The organism is Zestomonas ipomoeae (assembly GCF_057128665.1).
In genome coordinates this window covers 1-17758 of the sequence record NZ_JBSKHQ010000025.1, presented here as the reverse complement: position 1 = coordinate 17758, position 17758 = coordinate 1, and the positions used below count along the sequence as shown (strand labels likewise).

Below are 17758 nucleotides of genomic sequence, written 5' to 3'. Positions count from 1 at the left end.
CACGTCATGAATCTGAATTTCCGCTGCTGCCTGCCTCTGCTCGCCGCGCTCGCCCTGAGCGGCTGCGAGGGCCTGAACGTGCAAGGGGTCGATCTCGGACGCCTGGCCAGTGCCGGCCAGCACCTGGTCAACATGGGCCAGAAGAGCGAGGACGAGGAACGCGTGATCGGCCAGAACACCGCCGCGCAACTGCTGACCCAGGCGCCGCTCTTGGATAACCCGGCGGTGCAAACCTACGTCAATCGCGTCGGGCTGTGGGTGGCCCAGCACAGCGAGCGGCCGGAGCTGCCCTGGCGTTTCGGCGTGGTGAACAACCGTGCGGTAGGCGCCTATGCGGCACCCGGCGGGTATGTATTCATCACCACCGGCATGCTGGCGCGCATGGAGAGCGAAGCCGAACTGGCGGGCGTGCTTGCCCATGAGGTGGCCCACGTGGTGCGCCAGCACCATCTGAAGGCGATCCAGAAACAGGCGCAGACCGGTCTGCTCAGCGACCTCGGCCAGCTCGCCCTGCAGGCCAACGCCGCACGCAACGGCGGCAGCGGGCAAAACAACGCGGCCGCCGCCGAACGCTTCAGCAATGCGGTGACCGACCTCTATGCCCGCGGCCTCGACCGTGGCGACGAGTACGAGGCAGACGCCATGGGCGTGGTGCTGGCGGCACGCGCCGGGTATGACCCCTACGGGCTGGCCAGCATGCTGCAAGGGCTGGCGGTGACCAAGCAGGACGACGCCGCGCTGGTCACCTTCCTCAAGGTGCACCCCAACATCGGCGACCGCCTGACCCGGCTGACCCCCGTCTATACCTACCTGGACACCAGCCTCAGCAATCAGGGCGGCGCGCCGCAGACGCTCGCCGATCGCTACCACAAGCAATTGCCGGCACGCTTTCCCTGAGCCAGGCAGCCCGCTGGACCAAGGACATTTAGGGACGAATTCATTCGCCTGGCGAGACCGGGATAGGCGAATGAATTCGCCCCTACAGCATGGCCCAGGCCCGCGCATCACGCCCGTCTACAGCTGCCTGGACACCAGAGCAGCACGCAACGAACCCTCGCCGGGCGCTACCGCAAGCAATTGCCGCCGCGCGTTCCCTGAGCCAGGCAGCAGGCTGGGCTATGGACATGTAGGGGCGAATTCATTCGCCTGGCGAGACTGGGATAGGCGAACGAATTCGCCCCTACATCCATGCGCCCTGGCCCACGTAGCCGGACTCGTCGTTCGAAGTCCGGGCTACGGTTCGTCTGGTTGCCGCCGCGCCGGCTATTCTGCCGCCGACTTGATCGGCACCCACACTTCCACGGTGCCGGTGCCCTGCATCGGATTGAAATCCGCGCTGTAGCGCTCGAAGACCGGCGCATTCGCCGCCTCCAGGCCCGACTGCGGCAGCCAGTGGCTGTAGACGCTGTAAAAGGTCTGCGGAAGGCTGGAGACATGCCCCCGATGCTCGAACACCACATAGCGGTGGGCGGGAATGCGCAAGCGCGCGAAGCCCGCCGGCAGGTCGTCGAAGGACTTCACCTCGACGCCGGCGATATAGTCGAAGCTGCCTTCGGCATCCTCCTCACTGCACACCCCGTAGGTCATCCAGCCGACCTGGCCGGGCAGGTTGCCGATATGCGGCACGAACCGGCTCCAGAGCGCGGCGATACCATCCGTCTTGTCGAATGTATAGCGCTCGCCAAGGCCGGCGATGAGCAGGTCCCGGCCATCTTCGAAGCGCGGCTGGGGGAGATCGATGAGTGTCGTCTGTTTCATGTTCAGAGGCTCCATAAGCACTAGACCATCCAGTGATCGCTGCGCCCGGACCCGCTCCGGCGTGACGCCGAACTGCTCGCGGAAGGCGCGCGTGAAAGCCTCGTGGGAGCCATAGCCGACATCCAGCGCCACATCGAGGATGTCCGGCGCGCCTCTGGCCAGCAGCCGCGCCGCCTCGCTCAACCGGCGCGCCCGCACATAGCGCATCACCGGCCAGCCAGTACCTATGGCGAAGGCCCGCGCCATGCCGAAACGGGACAGGCCGCCGAAGCGGGCGACCCGGTCCAGATCCAGCTCGCCGCCCAGTTCAGTTTCGATGTACCAGAGTGCCTTGCCGACGGGGTCCATGGCGTTTCCTCACGAAGCTGGTGGGATTATGGCGACGACGGTCTGGCCCGATTTGATCGTTCTTGCGCAGTTGAAGAGCTTGAGGCGGGTTGCACCCGCCCTACGGGGACTAGCCGTTACAGGCATTCGCCCAGCACTCGCGCCAGCTTCTGCGCCCTGGGGTCCATCAGCACGTAGGGGCCGAGGGTATTGGTGACGAAGCCGAAGGCAACCTCGCGCTCGGGATCGGCGAATCCGCTGGAGCCACCGGCGCCGGGATGGCCGAAGGCCTTCGCGCCGAGGCCATAGGTGGCATTGGCCACCTGCGGTTGGTCGAGCATGCAGCCGAGACCAAGGCGGGTGGAAGTGAGCAGGGTTCTGTCTTCGCCGACGCTGTGCTCGCGGGTCAGCTCGTTGAGCAGCTCGGCATCCAGCAGGCTGCCGTCCAGCAAACCGGCATAGAAGCCGGCCAGGGCACGGGCATTGCCGTGGCCGTTAGCCGCCGGCTGCTGCATGCGCCGCCATTCGGGCTTGTTGGTGCTGGTCATGATCGACGGCGGATTGGTGAAGGCGCGGGTACTCAGGGCGGTAGGCTCGGTCATCATGCAGGTAAGCAGGCGCTGGGCAGCCGCGTCGCCGAGGTTGCCCTTGGCGCGGGAAATATGCGCGACCCGAGAAAACTCACTGTCGTCCAGACCGACATGGAAATCCAGCGCGAGCGGCCTGGCGACGCGTGCCACGATAGCCTCGCCAGGGCCGCGACCGTCGGCGCGACGCAGCATTTCACCGATCAACCATCCGTAAGTGATGGGCGCATAGCCATGGGTCTCGCCAGGCGTCCACCAAGGCCGTTCGGCGGCCAGCGCCGTGGTCATCGCCTGCCAGTCGTAGAGCGCTTCGGGCGGCAGCAGCTCATGCAGGGCCGGCAGGCCGGCGCGGTGGCTGAGCAACTGACGCAGGGTAACCCGTTCCTTGCCGGCGGCGGCGAACTCGGGCCACAGACGCGCGACCGGGGCATCCAGCTCCAGCTTGCCCTCACCCACCAACTGCAGCGCGGTGACGGCGGCGAATGGCTTGGTGCAGGAAAACAGGTTGAGAATGGTGTCGCTGGCCCAGGCCTGCTGCCCATCCTTGTCGGCGGTGCCGGCCCAGAGGTCGAGCACGGTTTCCCCACCGATCTGGATGCAGAGCGCGGCGCCGCGCTCCTGGGGACTGTCGAACAGCGCGGCAAAGGCATCGCGCACGGTTTCGAACTTCAGATCGAAATAGCCCTGGATCTGCACACTGACTCCTTGGTGATGACGTGGCGTGTCGGCATTGTTTCAGTCCAGCACCGGGATGGGAACCATCGGCGACTCATCCGACCTTCCGGGGGCCGCCACCACTACGTCGGCGGGCTTTTTCGAGAAAGCGCCCGACCACGGCCGCGGCGCTCTGGCGGCAACCGGCAGCCAACGCTGCGCCACCTTCAGGTTGGCCGCACGCACCGCCTCGACAAACCCCTGGAACGGCCGATCGGTAATGCCCACCAAACCCAGGTGGCCGTTCTCGCCGTCCAGCAGGCGCCCGGTCGCCGGCTGGTCGAGGTACTGGAACCAATGCACCCCGACGATCAACGGCTCGCTCAGCGCTTGCTCGAGGAAGTGCGCATAGGCCGGTCCCCGCGCCTGCTCGCTCCCCGCGTCGATCGGGCCTGCCCAGAACGGCCCGCGGTCCCGCGAGCCGACGCTGAATTCGCCGATCAGCACCGGCTTGTCGATCTTGCGCAAGGCGGCGAAGTCGTAGCCCTGCTGTGGTTCCGGGGTATAGAAGTTGAAACTCAGCACATCGCAGTACTGTGCGCAGGAAGCCACCGCTTCCGGCGTGCTGACAGCGAAGCGGCCACCCAGCAGCAGGTGGTTGGGCGCATGCCACTTCAAAGCATCGACGATGGTCTGGAAGTAGGTATCGGCGTAGAGGCGCAGGAAGCGCTGCAAATCCTCTTCGATGGCCGGGTGTTCGGCACTCGGCAGCGGCGCCTCGAAGCCGGGGTCTTCCATCAATTCCCAGGCCTGGAGGTCGATGCCCCAGGCATCGGACAGGCGCTTGTGGTTGCGATAGCGGTCGCGCAACTGCTTGAGAAAGGCACGCTTGGCCGGCACGTCGGTACTCAGGCGCAGGGTGCCATAGGCCAGCCCGTAGCGGTTCTGTGGATCGCTGCCGGGGCCGGCCCAGGCCAGCTCGTTGCCGGCGAAATAGCCGATCAGCCAGGGGTCGTTGCGGTGATCGCGGGTGGCGATGGCAATGGCGCGCTCGGCGGCCATGGCGAAGCGCGGGTCGAACGGGTCGGGCATGCCGCCCCACCAGTCGAAGCCGCTGTTGATGGTGGCGAAATCACCCTGGATGTCCAGCCCGACGGTGTAGGCCATGCGCCCTTCGGCTATCAGGGCCGGGCTGCTCCAGTTGCCGAGGGTGTTGAAGCCCCAGGCCTGCAGGCGATCCAGGCTGTGCCGGCGCCAGCGTGGCAGGTCGATGGCCTGCGGCACACAGGGAGCAGTTGCCCCGGCCTGAGGCGCGGAGGCCGGCGGGTCGGACTCGCTCGTCTGGCAGGGGGGCGTGCCGTAGGTGCGCTGCAGGTTGGCGCCGTAGAAATCGAACCAGCGACCATGGGCATAGCCGCGCCCCCGGTTGGCACCGATGGCCTGGCGATTGTCGCCCTGCCCATAGTGCACGGCCAGCGGGTCCTGCGCCGCGGGCAATTGGGCGAACATCCACTCGCGCCCTTCGGTGTAGGTCTGGCTGTGCTGCGCGGTGACCGCGTTCACGCCCAGTGAAAAGAACGGATGCCCCTCGGGCGTCACCAGGTACCAGCGGCCGCCGAATTTCTCGCGGCGGAAGAAGCCTTTGGCCTGGAACGTGGGCCCGCCCAGCAGGCCGCCGAACCGGTCGCGCGGCGGCCGCTCCGCCAGCCAGCCCTCGAGTTGCTTCTGCTCGCGGGCAGCCGCCTCGCGCAGTTGCCGATCCGTATCGACCTTCTCCGGCCATTGGCCGCGACCGTACTGGCCAAAGGCATCGACAAGGCCGGTGTAGACCGCCGTCTGTACAGCGTCGCCGATCTGCACGCCGAAACGGCCGAGCAGGATGCTCTGCGGCACGTCGAGCTTGCTCATGCTCAGGGTCACGGCGCTGACCTGAGCGGCCGTCAGCTCGCCCTCCACTGCCTCGGCCAGCAACACGCGACGGCCCTCGACGTCCACCGGCATGGGCGGTGCGGCGCGCATGCCATGGGTCCGTGGCGAGGTCGCGGCCAGCGGCACCAGCAGGGTCTGCGCCGGACCGGCCGGCAGGGCGATATGGCTGGTCAGCGCCTTGCTGTCGCTGCTCTCGATACGCACCTCGAGGGTGATGGCCCAGTCCATGGCGTTCTGCAGGCGCAGGCTCAGGGCGCTGGCCTGGGACCAGTCCCAGTCGCCGCTCTGCGGGCTCAGGCGTAGGCTCGGGCGGTCGGCGGCATGGAAGGTGAAGCGGCGCAGCACCTCGCCGTCGCTCGCGGGCTCGGCGGTCAGCTCGGGAAAGCTGGCGGCCCGGCTCTCGACCGTCACCACATCGGTGGGTTTGACGAAACTGAACAGGGTCTGGCGGCCCTCGGGCGCGGCCAAAGCCGATACGGAGAACTGGAGGGCTAGAACGAGCGGGAGAAAACGGCGAATCATCGAACTTCTACTCCGGAAGATGGCCAGGTAGACACCCGGCCGCCCCGAAAATGCCATCCGGAACAGCGCTATTTCGGCTCCCTGGCCAGCTCCATCAGGCAATCGCCCCAGGCATCCAGTCGCCGCCTGGCGCGGGCCGTGCCATCGCCCGAGGCGGCGTCCCCGCCCGCCAGCAGCCGCCGGACCGCGCCCTGCAACTGCGCGGCAAAGCCCTCCGCGTCATCCTGCCAGCACAGCACTTCATGGCGCAGGCCCAGCTCGGCGGCGCGCTGCGCATTGCTGCGCTGCTCCGGCTGATCGGTGACCAGCAGCAGGATTGGCCGGTCGTACACCTTGGCGATGGACAGCGCGGCCATGCCCGGCGCCGAGACGATCAGGGCGCTGCTCGCCGCCGCTTCGATCCACTGCGCATCACGGGCCAGCCAGCCAGGGCGACCGGTATAACCTTCGCCGACTCTCAGGCTGTCCAGGCCGAGCGCCGCCAGGCCCCGCTCCAGCCCCTCAGCCAGGCGCGGGTCGCGAAAGTGCGGATTGAGGTAGACGGCCGCCCGCGCCGCCTGCTCCCCTGGCGCGCGGGTGGCCAGGGCCACGGGCGTCGGCAGGTTGAAGCTGCGCAGTCCGGTGCACTCGACCTCGACGTAGGCGAAGTCATGCTGCAGACGGGCCCAGGCTCGCCCCAGCTCGAAGCGGATGGCCGCCGCGAAGGCCCGCGCCAGCCAGTCCGGCAGTCGCCCGCTGAAGTTCTCCAGCAATGCCCGGCGCAGGCTGGCGCCATAGATGTGCACGATCTTGCGCCGCCAACCGGGTAGGCAACCCATTACCAGCAGCGCCGGATGGAAGGAGTCGTTGACCAGCAGATCGACGTCGGCCAGCCGCCGACGCAGGCGGCCGATGTCCCGCAGCATATGCCGCGGGTCGAACAGATAGCGCGCGACGTTGCGGTCGGTGGCGCCGCGCTGCATGTTCTGCCGCTCGTCGAACTGCACCGCGTAGTGCCGCGACAACACCTCGGCGGCAATGCCGAACTCGCCGAGAAAGGCCGCCCCTTCATCCGAGGTGGTCAGCACCTGCACCTCGGCGCCGCGCTCGGCCAGGGCGTGGGCCAGCAACTGGGCACGCATCAGATGGCCGCGGGCGTCGGCGGTGGCGAGGTAGAGAATCCGTGTCTTCATCGGGCGAGGCACGCCCTCGCCCGCAGCCAGGCACCAGCCAGGTACATGCCCAGGGCGCCGCTGACGCCGAAGGCGCGGTCCACTGCCCGCGCCTCGGCCAGCAGGCGCTGCAGGTGCGGCATTTCCGCCTCGCCCACGCTGAGGCCGAGGGTGCGCATGCACAGGCGCACATGCTTGCGCTCGTCGTGCAGCACGCGGGCCAGCAGCGGCTGCAAGGGGTGGTCGGCAGCCAGCACGGCGCAATGACGCGTCAGCACCCGCTCGGCCATCTGCTCGGCACACAGGCCGATGGCGTAGGCCGGCACCAACACGCCCTGCTGGAAATGCGGGGCATAGCGCCGGGCGATGCGCTGCCAACGGCGGATCTTGGCCCGGCTCAGCCAGTCCGGACGCAGCTCGGCGGGCGGCTGCATGCCGCGCTCGCGCAGGGCGGCAGCGAACAGCTCGCTGTGCTCCTGTTCCTCGCGCAGGTGCTGGTCGACCTGCCGCTCCAGCCAGGCCGGGGCAGTCGGCATCAGCTCATGCTGCAAGGACTTCTCGGTGGCCTCTTCGCCGATCAGGTAGACGCGCAGCAACAGCAGTTCGCCCTCCCGACTGGCGTGCAAATGGCGCAGGGCGGCACGCTTGATGCGGTCCACCAACCAGGCCTGCAGGCGCGGCCAGCCGCGAAGACGCGGTGCGGCGAAGGCCGCCAGCTGCACGGCGGTCATGGCGTCGCGCGCCACCGGCCGCTGAGCACCAGGCCGATGAAGCTGTCCTGCAGGAAGTCGCGGGCTGCCGCCGCGGCCTGCGGATAGTCGATCCGCTGGCCGCGAAAGCCGAGGTAGCCCTTGCCGTCGCGGGCGCCGAGCTGCAGCGTGTCGTGCTTGGCGAAGCCCGTTTCGCGCAGCGGCTGCAGCAGCTCGACCTGCTCCATGCCGAAGAGGAACAGGTCGCGGCGGATCACCGACAGCGGCAGGCGGCTGCGCAGGGCCTGCAGCTCCAGGGTCCAGTTGCCCTCCTCCAGCGCCTTGGCCAGATCGCTCTGGCCGTCCGGCAGGTACAGGCTGGCGCGGACCGCCGGCAAGGCGGCCTTCTTCAGGCCGAGGGCGATGGTGATGTCGGTCTTCTCCGCACCGGCAGGGTTTTCGCGCACCTGCACGAACTGCTTGGCCAGCCTGGCAGCGGTGGACGGTGAGGCCAGCGTCTGCAACGCTTGCTCGGGGGTCAGCAGGGTCTGAAGCTGGCCGCCGACCTCGACCTCGATGTGGTAGGCGTCCAGCTTCACCTCGGTCAGGTCGCCGCGCACCGGCGCGTGGGCATGCACACTGTGGCTCCACTGCTGGCCGTCCTTGCTGACCAGCAGGTGCAGGCTGACCGGCACCCTGCGGCCATCCGCCGCCTTGGCCTGGCCATGCAGCAGCACGTCGCCGATCACCGCGTCGTCGGCGTAGTCCTGGGTGTTGCGGAAACGGATACGGCCAGCGGCACGGTCCAGTTCAACGCGGCTGTGGGCATCGTCCAGGGCGATGCGGTTGCAGTCGGTCAGGGTCGCCAGTGGGCAGCCGCTGCCACTGGCAAAGGCATGCACGCCGCGGCCGTCGACGGTTTCGGCCTGCGCCAGGCCGCTCAGGCTCAGGCTCAGCAGCAAAGCGCAGCGCGGTAGAGCGCTCGACACGTCCATGGTCGTTCCTCAGTGGGTAGCGGGCTTGTGGTAGGACAGCGCCTGGGCGTCGGCCGCGGTGCGGCCCAGGGTGTTGATGCCGAGGCCACGGGCCAGGGCGCCGCCCATATCGATGGCGGAGAAAGCGACGATCAGCCCCAGGGCGCCGAGCCGGCGCAAGCCACGCAGCGGCGGCAGGTCCTGCCGGTTGAGCGCGCGCAGGCTGAAACCCAGGCGGGCGCAGAGAATGCACAGCGGCGCCAGCGGGCCGCTGCGAGCCAGCCAATGCAGCCGGGACGGCAGGTAGGCGCGCACCAGGTAGGGGGTCAGGCCGACCGAATCCTGGCCACGCATCCAGCGCAGCTTGATCGCCTCGGCGCGGCTGTCCGGCAGGCGGTGCTCGGTGTGCGCGGCAGCGGCATAGTGCAGGGCGATGCCGGCTGCCTGCAGGCGCAAGCCGAGCACCTGGCAGTGGGCACGGTAGACCCCGTCCAGCGCCTGGTAGGCATGCTCGGCGAACACCTCGCGGCGGAACACCACATTGTTGGCATAGAAGTTACGGGTAGCCCCCGGCTGCAATGGGCTGGGGAAATACATGAAGTCCAGGGTGGTCAGCGCCGTGCCGGCCAGGCTGGTGCTGTAGCTGGTACGCCCGGCCACTACGGCGGGTGGCTGCTCGGCGCACAGCGGCAGCAGCAGGTGCTCCAGCCAGTCGGCGGCGGGAATGCAGTCGGCGTCGGCGAACGCCACGTAGTCGCAGCGCGCCGCGTCGGTAGCGGCGAAGCCGAGGTTCTTCGCCGCGTAGTAGCCAGTGCTGGCGTCGATGAGCACGAACTGCAGTGCCAGCCCGGCGCTGTTTCGCAGCTCGGCGCAGACCTGTTCCGGCAAGCCGTCGTGGGTCACCACCACCTGGGCCAGGTGGCCCAGCGCCAGGCTTTGGCCCTTGAGGTGTTCGAACAGGCGGGCGAGGCTGCCGGCCACCTTGTCCAGATCGGCCCCGCCGCGCAGGTTGTTGGTTTCCAGTACCAAGGCCGTGCGTGCGGCCAGATCGTGAAGCGTCATCCGTGTTCCTCTGTCCAGTCCATGAGCGTTGGCGGCAGCCTAGCAGGCCGCCAGCCGCGCCGGCTTGCGCCAGCGCACAGCGATATTAGACGGTGCCAGCCTTCATGCGATCGAGCAGGCGGTCCGGCAGCAGGCGGTTGAGCACGCGGAACAGCTTGGCCGGCACCGTGACCGGATAGCGGGTGCGCGGCACGCGGCTGTTCAGGGCATGCAGTACGGCCTCGGCCACCGCGGCGGCCGGCAGCGTGTATTTCACCGCCGCGCCCTCCTTGGCCAGGCGCTCTTCCATCAGCGCATAGCGGGCCGCATGGACGCCGCGACCGGTGTCCACATGCTTGCGCAAGGCCAGCAGGCTGTTGGCGCGAAAGCGCGCGATGATCGGGCCCGGTTCGAGCAATACGGCCTCGATGCCGCTGCCTTCCAGCTCCAGGCGCAGGGTGTCGACCAGTCCCTCCAGGGCGAACTTGGAGGCGTTGTAGGCACCGCGCAGCGGCAGCGCGGCGTAGCCGAGCACCGAGCTGTTGAACAGGAGACGGCCATGACCCTGGCGGCGCATGACCGGCAGCACCGCAGCGGTCAGCTCGATGGGGCCGAACAGGTTGCTCTCGAACTGCTCGCGCCAAGCCGCACGGGGCAGGTCCTCGATGGCGCCGGGCTGGCCGTAGCCGGCGTTGTTGAACAGTGCGTCGAGGGTGCCGCCGCTACGCTCCAGGACCCAGGCCAATGCCGCGGCAATGCTGGCGGAGTCATCCAGGTCGAGCTGTACCGCCTCGAAGCCCTCGGCCTGCAGGCGCTCGACGTCGGCTGCCTTGCGCGCACTGGCGAAAACCCGCCAGCCGGCGGTGCGGCAGGCCTGCGCCGTGGCATGGCCGATGCCCGAGGAACAGCCGGTGATCAGGATGGTGCGCATGAACCAGCTCCCTGGTGGTTGAATCAGGCGATTTCGCGACGGAACGGTGGCAAGGCGTTGAGAATGGCCTTGCCGTAGCGCTGGGTCACCACGCGGCGATCCAGCAAGGTGATGGTGCCGCGGTCGGCCTCGGTGCGCAGCAGGCGGCCACAGGCCTGGATCAGCCGTAGCGAAGCATCCGGCACGGCGATCTCCATGAACGGGTTGCCGCCGCGCGCTTCGATCCATTCCGAGAGCGCCGCCTCCACCGGATCGTCCGGCACGGCGAAGGGAATCTTGGCGATCACCACGTGCTCGCAGTAGGCACCGGGCAGGTCCACCCCTTCGGCGAAGCTGGCCAGGCCGAACAGTACGCTGGCTTCACCGTCGTCGACCCGCGCCTTGTGCTTGTTCAGGGTTTCCTGCTTGGACAGGTTGCCCTGGATGAACACGCGCTTGCGCCAGTCGCGGTCGAGGCCATCGAACACGTCCTGCATCTGCTTGCGCGAGGAGAACAGCACCAGGGTGCCGCGCGCGCCCTCCACCAGCGTCGGCAGCTCGCGCACGATGGCGGCGGTGTGGGCGGCAGCGTCGCGCGGGTCGGCCTTCAGGTCGGGCACCCGCAGCAGGCCGGCGTCGGCATGGTGGAACGGGCTGGGCACCACGGCGGTGACCGCCGCCTTGGGCAGCCCGGCACGCATGCGGAAGCGGTCGAAGGTACCCAACGCGGTCAGCGTGGCGGAGGTCACCAAGGCGCCGTAGGCCACGTTCCACAGATTGCGGCGCAGGGTCTCGGCGGCAAGGATCGGGCTGGCGTTGACCTCGATGTCGTAGAGCGCGCCACTCTCGGCCAGGGTCAACCAGCGCGCCATCGGCGGGCTGTCTTCCGGGTCCTCGACGGTGAATGCCGTCCACAGCTCCCAGTTGCCCTGGGCACGGGCCAGCAGGCTGCCGAACAGCGGGTACCACTCCTCGGCCTGGTGGCTGGCGATGCCGACGCCGGCCTCGCCGTCCATGGCCTCCTTGAGCAACTCGGTCAGGCGGGTGAACAGGTCGGTGAGCTTGGCGAAGCCCTTCTTCAGCTCGATGCCCATCTCCCGCAGGTGCTCCGGCACCAGGCCGCCGACGAAGCGGTGGCGCGGCCGTTCGCGGCCTTCCATGTCCTCGCCGGCGCGGAAGTCGGCGATCTCCTCGCAAGCGCTGAACATGAACTGCTGCTGCGCGCGCAGCTCGCGCGCCAGTTCCGGCACGCCCTCGATCAAGCGGCCGAGGTCGCCCGGCAACGGATGCTGGGCGAGCAGCTTGGTGAGATTTTTCTCCACCTGGGCGAGCCAGTCGGCGGTACTGCGCAAGCGGGTGAAATGGGCGAAGTGGCCGATGGCCTTGTCCGGCAGGTGATGCCCCTCGTCGAACACGTAGAGGGTTTCCCGCGGATCAGGCAGCACCGCGCCGCCGCCCAGCGCCAGGTCGGCCAGCACCATGTCGTGGTTGGTGACGATGACATCGACCTTGGTCATGCCCTCGCGCGCCTTGTAGAAGGCGCACTGGCCGAAGTTCGGGCAATGGCGGTTGGTGCACTGGCTGTGGTCGGTGGTCAGCCGCGCCCAGTCGGCGTCTTCCAGCGCCTCCGGCCAGGCGTCGCGATCGCCGTCCCAGCGATTGCCGGCCAGCTTCTCGATCATCTGGGTGAACAGCTTCTGGCTGCGCTCGTCCACGTCCAGCTTGAAGCCCTCTTCCTCGAACAGCTGGGCGGTGGCGCTCTGCGCCTGGCCTTCCTGCAACAGCATGTCCAGCTTGGACAGGCACAGGTAGCGGCCGCGGCCCTTGGCCAGGGCGAAGCTGAAGTTGAGGCCCGAGTTGCGCATCAGGTCCGGCAGATCCTTGTGCACGATCTGCTCTTGCAGGGCGACGGTGGCGGTGGCGATCACCAGGCGCTTGCCAGCGGCCTTGGCCGCGGGAATCGCCGCCAGGCTGTAGGCGACGGTCTTGCCGGTGCCGGTGCCAGCCTCCACCGCAACCACCGCCGGCTCGCCGTCGCGCTGGCCTTCGTCGTTGTGCTTGATGGTGCCGAGCACCTTGGCCACTTCGGCGATCATCAGCCGCTGGCCATAACGGGCCTTGAGGCCCTTGGCTTCGAGAAAGCGGGAATAGGCGCCCTGAATCTGGGACTTGAGTTCGGTGCTGAGCATGCGCAGGGCTGGATAAATTTTCAGTATTTCGAATGGCTGGCTATGATACCCCGCGTTTCGCCGACCGCCACCGGAGATTGCCGAATGACCGTTTTCGCCCCGCTCTATGCCCTGCACCTGCTCGCTGCCCTGGTCTGGGTCGGCGGCATGTTCTTCGCCTGGATGATCCTGCGTCCCGCCGCCGTCGCCGTGCTCGAAGCACCGGCGCGGCTGACGCTGTGGGTCGAGGTGTTCCGCCGCTTCTTCCTCTGGGTATGGGTCGCGGTCTTGATCCTGCCGATCAGCGGCCTGGGGCTGCTGCATCTGCGCTTCGCCGCGTTCGCCCAGGCGCCGCGTTACGTGCATGTGATGATCGGCCTGTACATCGCCATGCTGGCGATCTTCCTGCGCATCCAGGCGCTGCAGCTGCCGGCGCTGCGCCGCGCGGTGACGGCCCAGGACTGGCCGACCGGCGGCAGCGTGCTGGGCGGCATCCGCCGGTTGGTCGGGATCAATCTGTTGCTGGGCTTGAGCCTGGTGGCGATCGCCGCTATGCGACCGGGACTCTGAGCCCCCCGGCGGGCAGTACGACTATCGGACAGGGACCGGGATGCTCGGCGAACTATGCTCTAAGCAGGCACTCCCGCAGTCCCTGGAGCCTCCATGCCCCCATTGCGCATCGATCCCGTCTTCGCTGAAGTTCGCCTCACCCGTTCGCTCTGGCTGATCCGCGCCTTCCTGCTGGTCGGCCTGGTGGCCACACCGCTGTTTCACTACTGGGACCAGTTCGTCGACGCGACACCACCGGCGGAAAGCCTTTGGCTGCGCCTGGGCTTCAGCCTGCTTTCGGCGCTGGCGCTGGGGTTGACCTATGTGGATGCGCTGCGCCGCTGGCTGTTCTTCGCCATTCCCCTGACCCAGTGGTGCGGCGTGCTGGTGGTGTCAAGGCTGCTGGCGCAATTGGATCAGGGCTTTCTGTATGGCCTGCCGGGGCTGATGCTCAGCGGCATGGCGATGATGGCCTTCGCCCCGCTGTTCGACCTGTACCTGCTCAGTTGCCTGGCCTACGTCCTGCTGCCGAATCTGGTGATGTGGTTGAGTGGCACCCCCGCCAACGAAGTCGTCAATACCAATATCTTCCTGCTGGCCATGTTCGGCTTGCAGCTGGGCTTCGGCTGGCTGCTCTATCGCCTGGCCCGTCGCGAGTTCGAGCTGGAGCGCAGGCTGTCGTATCTCGCCAGCCATGATGACCTCACCGGCTTGAACAACCGCGGGCGCTTCTTCGAACTGGGTCAGCGCGAATTCGCGCGCTGCCGGCGCTTTCCCCAGCCGTTGTGCTGCGCGCTGCTGGACATCGACCGCTTCAAGCAGATCAACGACGAGCACGGCCATCACACCGGGGATCAGGTGATCCGACAGATTGCCGAAACCATCGGTGAGCAGGTGCGCGAAGTGGATGTCATCGGCCGGCTGGGCGGGGAAGAGTTCGGCATCCTGCTGGTCGGAGCCGATCTGCCGGAAGCCACCGAGGTGATCGAGCGCCTGCGTTCGACCGTGGAGACGAAGCGCGTGCGCTTGCCGGATGGGTCCGGCCTGCACGTCACCGTCAGCATCGGTCTGGCCGCCTATCGCGAAGACACCGACCTTGATGCATTGCTGCAGCGCGCCGACGCCGCGATGTACACCGCCAAGCGCTCGGGGCGTAACCGCCTGGCCGTGGACGACGGGTCGCCTCGTCCCGAGACGACCGCTCGCTGAGTCAGAACTGCCGGATATCCAGGCTGCCCGCCGCTCCCGGCTCACCCGCTGCACCGGGCTGGCCGGACGCACCGCCCGAAGCGCCCTCGACCTTGTACATCAGGCAGCCCTTGGCCCGCCCGCCTACACCACCCTGTCCGCCTGCTCCAGCCGGGCCGGCTGCGCCGCCTTCCAGGCGCACCTGGATGCGTTCGAGCGGGAAGCCCGTCGGGACTTCCAGCCGCACCCGGCCACCCGCCGCGCCATCTTCCCCGTCGCCACCGGCCAGGCCCGGTTGACCGGGTTCGGACTGGCCCCACAGGCAACCGCCGACCGCACCATCGGCACCGTGCAGCCCCTCATGCCCCGGTGCACCGCGACCGCCGCGCACATCCACGACGAGTTCGGCGACCTCGACCCGCTCCAGACGCAGGGCAAGATCACGCCCCGCGCTGGCCGACCGGCCCACCTGCCCCGGCGCGCCGCGCGCGACGAGGCGGCTGCCGGCATCGATCCGGCCGTCGTTCACCACCAGGCGCAGCGGTTGCTCGCCGGGGGCGACCTCAAGGCGTGCCTCACGGCCCAGGTGCAGCCGGTCGATGTGCAGTTCGGTGACCGTTGCCGGAATGGACAGGGTCCCATGATCGGCGATGTCCAGGCGCTCCAGATGCCATGCATCGGTGCCGCTGGGCAGGCGCACCAGGGTGTTGGAGTCGACCTGCAGCGATTCAGCCAGGGCCAGCGGGCTGGCCAGCGCCAGCAACAGTACGAGGTTACGCATGTTTGGTCCCCTTCACGGCCGGCTTGGCAGCTGGCTTCTTGGATTTCGCGGCCGACTTGCGGCGCGGTTTGGGCAGGGCGAGTACGTGGAAGATGCCGAACAGCAACAGTTGCAGACGATCCAGCCAGGGCCGTGGACGCCCCCGGAGGCGCTCGGTGAACCAGGCCAGTTCCATCAGGTGAACGACCAGGATCAGCCCACCCAGCAGATTGAGCACCAGTGCGAAAGGACGTGCGAACGGTGCGAACAGATTGGCCAGCAGTGCCAGCCAGAACAGCAAGGCGACCACCTTGCCCAACCCCAGAATCAGTTTCATGGCATATCCCCCGCCGATAGTCCTTACCCTCGGATTCTATGGACCCGATGGGACGCGCCACGTTGCCGCGCGGGCTGAGCCTAACCGGTTCGAGGCTTAGGGCACCAGTCTGCACGGTCGGCAGAGAGATGATTTGCGATGACGACACTCGTGCCGGCTGGCCGCCGAAACTCCGCAGATTGCGCCAGTGCGCGCAGCCTGAAGAGCGCAGCGACGAAGCCCAACGGGGCCGCGCCAAGGTAAGCCGCCATACATCTTGAGTAATTGCACAGACTTGCCCACTCATTTGCATTCGACCTGACCAGTCACTTGCATCGTATTTGCCCAGCATGCTTCGTGGCCCTGACTGGAACATAACGGCCAGGAGCGGACCTGATGGATAGCCGATCCGGCAGCGGAACAAGGCCGATAACTATGATGATCTACGTGATCGCTTGAACGCTTGGCCCCCGCTGCGCGAACTACAGGATGGCCAGGGCGATGCCCAGTGACAGGCCGGATATACGAATGCAACCGCGCTGACGGCAGAATCGAAAAAAGCTGCCCTCACTGCTTGTGGGGAGAGTCCATGTACAATTGTTATGCGTAAGCCCCAGTTATTTTAAATTTCTCTTTGCGCCACAATTGCTATGATTTTTAGGACCTACAATCAAAGCAATTTGGGCTGCAGAAAGTTTAATAGTTATTACGCTTCTGCTTGCATTGAAAGAGCAACGACAGGATGAAGCATTTTATCAAATGACTGTCGCCGCATTGAGTGCTGCAATCTCTACGTTTAAATATTTTTCAGCGGATAATATTTATCTGCGACTCTTGAGAATTATGATGACAAGCAGTATTGGGCTGGCTATTAATAGGATAACAATTAGAAACTTTGCAAAGGATCGACCAAGATTAAAGTAATAGCTCTCGCCAGCTTTTTGTGTAATTTTGGGGCTGGACTCAATAAAAGCAATGTTGCGGGTAAATCTTTTTAACTCACTTATCCCATGTTGCTTTCGTGGGTACTGAATAATTGAAATAAGTAGGCCATTTGAATATGTGACGTGGAAGTTTGCTGTATACGCTAGCTCGCCAGATTTCGACGTGAAATCTGATGAAAAGAGAAAGCTATTTTTATGGTGTATCTTTGTACGTTCAATACTTAGAACATCTAATGTCAATCCATTTTGACTCGCCTCTTCTCTGACTCCTTTGATCATCTTTTCCATGCTGTCTTTGGATGGTGGTGATTTTTCCCTGCTGAGTCCTATTATGTAATACACACCTTCTTCTTTGCTGGCAAGTAGATATTCTCTTTCATGTGATGGAAACTTGCTTCTATACCAGCGCAACTCTTTGTTCGGATTTTCAATATAAACTCCGTATTCTGTATCTTTAAGGTGGGAGTTTTCTAGTAGTCTGCCTGGTACAAGTTCAGCAAGACTTTCAAGTTCGGATGCCATTGCGACTGCATTTGAAGCCACATAAATCAAGAGGAGAAAAAAAATATTTTTCATGGTTTTGTTCTTGTGACTAATTCGTTGTGCATAACGTGAAATTAAGGATCCTCTGAAGTAGCCATGCATTTCTGGCTGACTTCAGCCTCCGCTGATTTTGAAAGCGGAAAATCGATCAAAATCGATCAGATCACCCACTTATTTTTGTGTTTTTAGCCGCCGCAAGCACCTCGCGGCGGCTATTGCCCATATTACGGGTGCACCTCTCCTGCAGTGGTCAGTAAATGTTTGCGCACCATCCACAGGTTCGATAGCGCAAACAACGTCACCAGTTGCGCGGTGTTCTTGGCCAAGCCACGGAAGCGCACCTTGGTGTAGCCGAACTGGCGCTTGATCACCCGGAACGGATGCTCGACCTTAGCCCGAACCTGCGCCTTGGCCTTCTCGATCTTGCGCTTGGCTTCGTACAGCGGGCTGCTCTTGTCCAGCTTCTTGTAGGTACTGCGGCGGGCGGCGATCTGCCAGATGACTTCCCGGCCCTCATGCTCGGGACGCTTCTCGACACCGGTGTAACCCGCGTCGGCACCGACCATGTTTTCCTCGCCATGCAGCAGTTTGTCGACCTGAGTAACGTCTGCAACGTTGGCAGCCGTCCCGACCACGCTGTGCACCAGGCCCGACTCGGCATCGACGCCGATGTGAGCCTTCATGCCGAAGTAATACTGGTTGCCCTTCTTGGTCTGATGCATCTCCGGGTCGCGCTCGCCGTCCTTGT

At 65.8% G+C, this 17758-nt stretch carries 16 protein-coding genes; 3 read left to right on the top strand and 13 right to left on the bottom strand.

The window, feature by feature from the left end; translation table 11 throughout:
- Positions 1 to 6: 6 nt before the first annotated feature.
- Entirely contained in the window at positions 7 to 897 is an 891-nt protein-coding gene (locus ACWKV7_RS21305) for a M48 family metallopeptidase (RefSeq protein ID WP_483859710.1), read from the top strand.
- A gap of 366 nt (positions 898 to 1263) precedes the next feature.
- Here the strand turns inward: ACWKV7_RS21305 and ACWKV7_RS21300 are convergent, their stop codons facing one another.
- From ACWKV7_RS21300 to dinG, 9 genes are all read right to left on the bottom strand, one after another.
- Positions 1264 to 2106, bottom strand: a complete 843-nt coding sequence (locus ACWKV7_RS21300; RefSeq protein ID WP_483859709.1) for an AraC family transcriptional regulator — start codon at positions 2104 to 2106, stop codon at positions 1264 to 1266.
- A gap of 116 nt (positions 2107 to 2222) precedes the next feature.
- Positions 2223 to 3368 carry a serine hydrolase domain-containing protein gene (locus ACWKV7_RS21295; protein ID WP_483859708.1) on the bottom strand — a complete coding sequence of 382 codons (1146 nt, stop codon included), beginning with the start codon at positions 3366 to 3368 and terminating at the stop codon, positions 2223 to 2225.
- A 39-nt stretch (positions 3369 to 3407) separates the two neighbouring features.
- Positions 3408 to 5777: a beta-agarase gene (locus ACWKV7_RS21290; RefSeq protein ID WP_483859707.1), complete on the bottom strand. Its 2370-nt coding sequence runs from the start codon at positions 5775 to 5777 to the stop codon at positions 3408 to 3410.
- 68 nt (positions 5778 to 5845) lie between these two features.
- Positions 5846 to 6949, bottom strand: a complete 1104-nt coding sequence (locus ACWKV7_RS21285; RefSeq protein ID WP_483859706.1) for a glycosyltransferase family protein — start codon at positions 6947 to 6949, stop codon at positions 5846 to 5848.
- Positions 6946 to 7659, bottom strand: coding sequence for a hypothetical protein (locus ACWKV7_RS21280; protein WP_483859705.1), 714 nt, complete (start codon positions 7657 to 7659; stop codon positions 6946 to 6948). Before ACWKV7_RS21280 ends, ACWKV7_RS21285 begins: the two co-directional genes overlap by 4 nt.
- Positions 7656 to 8612 carry a hypothetical protein gene (locus tag ACWKV7_RS21275; protein ID WP_483859704.1) on the bottom strand — a complete coding sequence of 319 codons (957 nt, stop codon included), beginning with the start codon at positions 8610 to 8612 and terminating at the stop codon, positions 7656 to 7658. The genes ACWKV7_RS21280 and ACWKV7_RS21275 overlap by 4 nt, the downstream gene beginning before the upstream one ends.
- Positions 8613 to 8621: 9 nt before the next feature.
- The gene (locus tag ACWKV7_RS21270; RefSeq protein WP_483859703.1) at positions 8622 to 9653 is read right to left on the bottom strand and encodes a glycosyltransferase family 2 protein; all 1032 of its coding nucleotides are present in this window, start codon (positions 9651 to 9653) and stop codon (positions 8622 to 8624) included.
- 85 nt (positions 9654 to 9738) lie between these two features.
- The gene (locus ACWKV7_RS21265) at positions 9739 to 10563 is read right to left on the bottom strand and encodes an SDR family NAD(P)-dependent oxidoreductase (protein WP_483859702.1); all 825 of its coding nucleotides are present in this window, start codon (positions 10561 to 10563) and stop codon (positions 9739 to 9741) included.
- Positions 10564 to 10586: 23 nt separating this feature from the next.
- Entirely contained in the window at positions 10587 to 12731 is a 2145-nt protein-coding gene (gene dinG / locus ACWKV7_RS21260) for an ATP-dependent DNA helicase DinG (RefSeq protein WP_483859701.1), read from the bottom strand.
- 84 nt (positions 12732 to 12815) lie between these two features.
- On the opposite strand from dinG, the gene ACWKV7_RS21255 reads away from it, so the two are divergent.
- Both ACWKV7_RS21255 and ACWKV7_RS21250 read left to right on the top strand, forming a co-directional pair.
- Entirely contained in the window at positions 12816 to 13280 is a 465-nt protein-coding gene (locus tag ACWKV7_RS21255; protein WP_483859700.1) for a CopD family protein, read from the top strand.
- 93 nt (positions 13281 to 13373) lie between these two features.
- On the top strand, positions 13374 to 14468 hold the full coding sequence (locus tag ACWKV7_RS21250) for a GGDEF domain-containing protein (protein WP_483859699.1): 1095 nt from the start codon (positions 13374 to 13376) through the stop codon (positions 14466 to 14468).
- A 1-nt stretch (position 14469) separates the two neighbouring features.
- Here ACWKV7_RS21250 and ACWKV7_RS21245 read toward each other — a convergent pair whose 3' ends face one another.
- From ACWKV7_RS21245 to ACWKV7_RS21230, 4 genes are all read right to left on the bottom strand, one after another.
- Positions 14470 to 15228 (bottom strand): collagen-like protein, encoded by a 759-nt coding sequence (locus ACWKV7_RS21245; protein WP_483859698.1) that lies wholly within the window; start codon positions 15226 to 15228, stop codon positions 14470 to 14472.
- On the bottom strand, positions 15221 to 15544 hold the full coding sequence (locus ACWKV7_RS21240) for a DUF1145 domain-containing protein (RefSeq protein WP_483859697.1): 324 nt from the start codon (positions 15542 to 15544) through the stop codon (positions 15221 to 15223). The genes ACWKV7_RS21245 and ACWKV7_RS21240 overlap by 8 nt, the downstream gene beginning before the upstream one ends.
- Before the next feature lie 800 nt (positions 15545 to 16344).
- Positions 16345 to 17043, bottom strand: a complete 699-nt coding sequence (locus tag ACWKV7_RS21235) for a hypothetical protein (protein ID WP_483859696.1) — start codon at positions 17041 to 17043, stop codon at positions 16345 to 16347.
- Between the two features lie 191 nt (positions 17044 to 17234).
- Positions 17235 to 17758: IS5 family transposase (locus tag ACWKV7_RS21230; protein ID WP_483859695.1), on the bottom strand; the 524-nt coding region annotated here is incomplete at its 5' end.

What these genes read in the sequence shown, in the direction of transcription:
- ACWKV7_RS21255 (WP_483859700.1), top strand. Translation starts at nt 12,816, where the DNA reads ATGACCGTTTTCGCCCCGCTCTATGCCCTGCACCTGCTCGCTGCCCTG.
- ACWKV7_RS21290 (WP_483859707.1), bottom strand. Translation starts at nt 5,777, where the DNA reads ATGATTCGCCGTTTTCTCCCGCTCGTTCTAGCCCTCCAGTTCTCCGTA.
- ACWKV7_RS21270 (WP_483859703.1), bottom strand. Translation starts at nt 9,653, where the DNA reads ATGACGCTTCACGATCTGGCCGCACGCACGGCCTTGGTACTGGAAACC.
- ACWKV7_RS21235 (WP_483859696.1), bottom strand. Translation starts at nt 17,043, where the DNA reads ATGAAAAATATTTTTTTTCTCCTCTTGATTTATGTGGCTTCAAATGCA.
- ACWKV7_RS21280 (WP_483859705.1), bottom strand. Translation starts at nt 7,659, where the DNA reads ATGACCGCCGTGCAGCTGGCGGCCTTCGCCGCACCGCGTCTTCGCGGC.
- ACWKV7_RS21285 (WP_483859706.1), bottom strand. Translation starts at nt 6,949, where the DNA reads ATGAAGACACGGATTCTCTACCTCGCCACCGCCGACGCCCGCGGCCAT.
- ACWKV7_RS21240 (WP_483859697.1), bottom strand. Translation starts at nt 15,544, where the DNA reads ATGAAACTGATTCTGGGGTTGGGCAAGGTGGTCGCCTTGCTGTTCTGG.
- ACWKV7_RS21305 (WP_483859710.1), top strand. Translation starts at nt 7, where the DNA reads ATGAATCTGAATTTCCGCTGCTGCCTGCCTCTGCTCGCCGCGCTCGCC.
- ACWKV7_RS21250 (WP_483859699.1), top strand. Translation starts at nt 13,374, where the DNA reads ATGCCCCCATTGCGCATCGATCCCGTCTTCGCTGAAGTTCGCCTCACC.
- dinG (WP_483859701.1), bottom strand. Translation starts at nt 12,731, where the DNA reads ATGCTCAGCACCGAACTCAAGTCCCAGATTCAGGGCGCCTATTCCCGC.
- ACWKV7_RS21265 (WP_483859702.1), bottom strand. Translation starts at nt 10,563, where the DNA reads ATGCGCACCATCCTGATCACCGGCTGTTCCTCGGGCATCGGCCATGCC.
- ACWKV7_RS21275 (WP_483859704.1), bottom strand. Translation starts at nt 8,612, where the DNA reads ATGGACGTGTCGAGCGCTCTACCGCGCTGCGCTTTGCTGCTGAGCCTG.
- ACWKV7_RS21300 (WP_483859709.1), bottom strand. Translation starts at nt 2,106, where the DNA reads ATGGACCCCGTCGGCAAGGCACTCTGGTACATCGAAACTGAACTGGGC.
- ACWKV7_RS21245 (WP_483859698.1), bottom strand. Translation starts at nt 15,228, where the DNA reads ATGCGTAACCTCGTACTGTTGCTGGCGCTGGCCAGCCCGCTGGCCCTG.